The sequence below is a fragment of the Streptomyces sp. PU-14G genome (genome assembly GCF_041028275.1).
Classification (GTDB): Bacteria; Actinomycetota; Actinomycetes; order Streptomycetales; family Streptomycetaceae; genus Streptomyces.
The window spans coordinates 1-3,173 of record NZ_JASKYT010000556.1 but is presented as its reverse complement, the minus strand read 5'-3'; the positions used below and the strand labels follow the sequence as shown (position 1 = coordinate 3,173).

Below are 3,173 nucleotides of genomic sequence, written 5' to 3'. Positions count from 1 at the left end.
GTCCTTCCCCGGTGCCTCGGCCGTCCCCGCGGTGTCCACGATGGTGCCCCGCTGGATGGGCCGGACGGCCGAGGCACCGGGGAAGGACACCGTGGGCACGTCGAGAACCCGTCCGCGCCCCGCCACCAGCGCGCGGGTGCGGGCGCTGCCCRGATCGAGGGCGACGCCCGAGCACCGCAGGCACAGGGGCCAGGCCGTGCCGGGCCCGGTGGGCGGCACCCGGTGGGAGGCGGTCACCGGTCCTGCCTCCTCACCTGCTGGCAGCGGGCGCAGTAACGGGCCTGCGGCACAATCATCAGGCGTTCCAGCGCGATGGCACGCCGGCACAGGTGGCAGGTGCCGTAGCACCCCTGTTCCATCCGCCGCAGAGCCGCCTCCACATCGACGAGGACCATCCGGGCGCAGGCGGCGAGCTGGCGGCGGACCTCGGCCTGCGCCGCCACCTGCCGACCGGGCCCCGGCCCCTTCCAGGCGGCGGGGGTCACGGCGAGCCGGCGCAGCTGCTCGCGCCGGAAGAGCCGCTGCTCGCGCAGGTTCTCGGCGAGCGTCGCCAGGTCGTCCGCTCCGAGGGCGGAACGGCGGTCGTCGATGGATGTGTTGTGCACCACGTCACCCCTTGGACAGGGCGGAAGAGTCATCGGAAGGACAGAGCGCGGGAGGAGGGGAAGCGGTCAGCTCGTGCGGCCCTGGCAGCCGACGCAGAACCGGACGTAGGGGAGGATCTCCAGCCGCTCGGCCGGAATGGTCTTCGAGCAGGCCATGCAGGTCCCGTACGTTCCGGCGTGCACCCTTCCGAAGGCGGCTTCGATCTCCGTCAGGACGCGCTCGATGGCCTCCTTCTGCACGGAGCCGAGGTGGGCGTCCGCGTCGGAGCCGGCGGCGTCGAGGGCCTTCAGCTGGGTGAGGCGTGCGTTGCGCTCGTGTTCGAGGCGCTGGCCGGCCTCCTGTGCGGTGAGCCGTGCGGCAGCGGCGGGCCGGGCTGTCTCGAACGACATGGCTGTTCCTTGTCTGCGGGTGGGCGTGGTGCCCGGTCGGTGCTGCGGCACTGCTGTGCCGCCATTCCACGGTGACCGATGCGGGCGGAAAGTCCCATGGGGCGCGGCACCCATATCCGCGGCGGACGAGGACCCATCTGTACCGGCCAAAGCCGCGGGGCGTGCGCGGCGGCGGGGCAGGGGCGCCGCCATCGGTGCAGGTCCGGCGGTCGCGCGAGGTGAACGACGGAGCACGTGGTGCGGGTGGGCGTGCGCGGGGCCCGCACAGCGATGACGGATAGTGGGTGCCACACCCGCGAAGAAGGAGACGTGAGCCCGGTGTCCCTGTTCTGGCGAATCTTCGCCCTCAATGCCGTGGTGCTCGGCACCGCCACGGCATTGCTGCTGTGGGCTCCGGTGACGGTCTCCGTGCCCGTCGTGCTGACCGAGGCTCTCATCCTGCTGGGTGGCCTGGCCGTGATGCTGGTCGCCAACGCGGCGCTGCTGCGCGTCGGGCTCGCCCCGCTGGACCGGCTGACGCGGCTGATGACGACCGTCGACCTGCTGCGGCCGGGTCAGCGGCTGCCCGTGCCGGGCCCTGGCGGGATCGCCGAACTGATCCGCACCTTCAACGCGATGCTCGACCGGCTGGAGCGCGAGCGGGCGACCAGCAGCGCCCGCGCCCTCGTGGCGCAGGAGAGCGAACGGCGCCGGATCGCCCAGGAACTCCACGACGAGGTCGGGCAGAGCATGACCGCCGTCCTGCTGGAGCTCAAGCGGGCGGCGGACCGGGCGCCCGCGGCCCTGCGCGAGGACCTGCTGCTGGCGCAGGAGACCACGCGGGACAGCCTGGACGAGGTCCGCCGGCTGGCACGCAGGCTGCGCCCCGGGGTGCTGGAGGACCTCGGCCTGGTCAGCGCCCTGACCTCCCTCGCCACCGACTTCGCCACCCACACCGGGCTGGACGTGCAGCGCCGTCTCGCCGCCGACCTGCCGCCGCTGGACTGGGAGACGGAACTGGTCCTCTACCGCATCGCCCAGGAGAGCCTGACCAACGTGGCCCGCCACTCCGGAGCCGACCGCGCCGAGGTGGCCGTGGACCGCGCGGACGAGGCGGTCGTCCTCACCGTCACCGACAACGGGCGCGGTATGGGTGTGGCCACGGAAGGCGCGGGCATCCGCGGAATGCGCGAGCGTGCCCTGCTCATCGGCTCCCGCCTGGACATCGCCCCCGCCGCGGACGGCGGGACCCGGATCCGGCTGACCGTCCCCACCACAGGAAAGCGCCCTGCCCATGTCTGACACCCCGGTCCGGATCCTCCTCGCCGACGACCACACCCTCGTCCGCCGCGGGGTGCGCCTGATCCTGGACGGTGAGCCGGATCTGGAGGTCGTGGCCGAGGCCGGGGACGGGGCCGAGGCCCTCGCCGTGGCGCGCACCCAGGAGTTCGACCTCGCGGTGCTCGACGTCGCCATGCCCCGGATGACCGGGCTGCAGGCGGCGCGGGAGCTGTCCGCGCTCAAGCCGGGCGTCCGGACGCTGATGCTGACGATGCACGACAACGAGCAGTACTTCTTCCAGGCGCTGAAGGCCGGAGCCTCGGGCTACGTCCTCAAGTCGGTCGCCGACCGCGACCTGGTCGCCGCCTGCCGCTCCGCGATGCGCGACGAGCCCTTCGTCTACCCGGGCGCGGTGACCGCCCTCATCCGCACCTACCTCGAACACGTCCGCCGCGGCGGTGAATCGCCCGACCAGGTGCTCACGGCGCGGGAGGAGGAAGTCCTCAAGCTCGTCGCGGAAGGGCACTCCTCCAAGGAGATCGCCGCGCTGCTGTTCATCAGCGTCAAGACGGTGCAGCGTCACCGCGCGAACCTGCTGCACAAGCTCGGTCTGCGCGACCGCTTGGAGCTCACCCGCTACGCCATCCGGTGCGGCCTGATCGAACCCTGAGCCGCCGGCGCCCCGCCGCGTACGCCCCAGGGACCGCGGCGGCCGGCGCCTGTTCCGAGACCACCGTGCGAGACCGCTGCGAGGGAGGGGCGGGGAATGAGCCGAACGTCGCGCCCCGCGCCGCCACGCGGCCGTGCCCTCCGGGTGAGGGCGCTCCTGGCCCTGTTCGCGGCTTTCCTCGCGCTCTGGGCCGGCCTGGCCGGTGACGCCGGTACGGGGAGCGGGCCGCTGTCCGCCCATGCCCCGCC

Annotated in this window: 4 protein-coding genes and 1 pseudogene; 2 read left to right on the top strand and 3 right to left on the bottom strand. The window is 73.3% G+C overall.

Annotated features, from left to right (window positions below; translation table 11 throughout):
- The 3 genes and pseudogenes from AB8Z75_RS33280 to AB8Z75_RS33270 form a co-directional block, all read right to left on the bottom strand.
- Positions 1 to 237, bottom strand: a pseudogene (locus AB8Z75_RS33280) (hypothetical protein); the annotation flags it as partial.
- Entirely contained in the window at positions 234 to 608 is a 375-nt protein-coding gene (locus AB8Z75_RS33275; RefSeq protein WP_369208606.1) for a TraR/DksA family transcriptional regulator, read from the bottom strand. The gene AB8Z75_RS33275 and the pseudogene AB8Z75_RS33280, both read right to left, overlap by 4 nt.
- Before the next feature lie 63 nt (positions 609 to 671).
- A complete protein-coding gene (locus AB8Z75_RS33270; protein ID WP_369208604.1) occupies positions 672 to 995 on the bottom strand; it encodes a TraR/DksA C4-type zinc finger protein in 324 nt (107 codons plus the stop codon).
- A gap of 318 nt (positions 996 to 1,313) precedes the next feature.
- On the opposite strand from AB8Z75_RS33270, the gene AB8Z75_RS33265 reads away from it, so the two are divergent.
- Complete coding sequence (locus AB8Z75_RS33265) at positions 1,314 to 2,276, top strand: HAMP domain-containing sensor histidine kinase (protein WP_369208608.1); 963 nt, start codon at positions 1,314 to 1,316, stop codon at positions 2,274 to 2,276.
- Positions 2,269 to 2,925 carry a response regulator gene (locus AB8Z75_RS33260; protein WP_369208602.1) on the top strand — a complete coding sequence of 219 codons (657 nt, stop codon included), beginning with the start codon at positions 2,269 to 2,271 and terminating at the stop codon, positions 2,923 to 2,925. The genes AB8Z75_RS33265 and AB8Z75_RS33260 overlap by 8 nt, the downstream gene beginning before the upstream one ends.
- Positions 2,926 to 3,173 lie beyond the last annotated feature (248 nt).

What these genes read in the sequence shown, in the direction of transcription:
- AB8Z75_RS33270 (WP_369208604.1), bottom strand. Translation starts at nt 995, where the DNA reads ATGTCGTTCGAGACAGCCCGGCCCGCCGCTGCCGCACGGCTCACCGCA.
- AB8Z75_RS33260 (WP_369208602.1), top strand. Translation starts at nt 2,269, where the DNA reads ATGTCTGACACCCCGGTCCGGATCCTCCTCGCCGACGACCACACCCTC.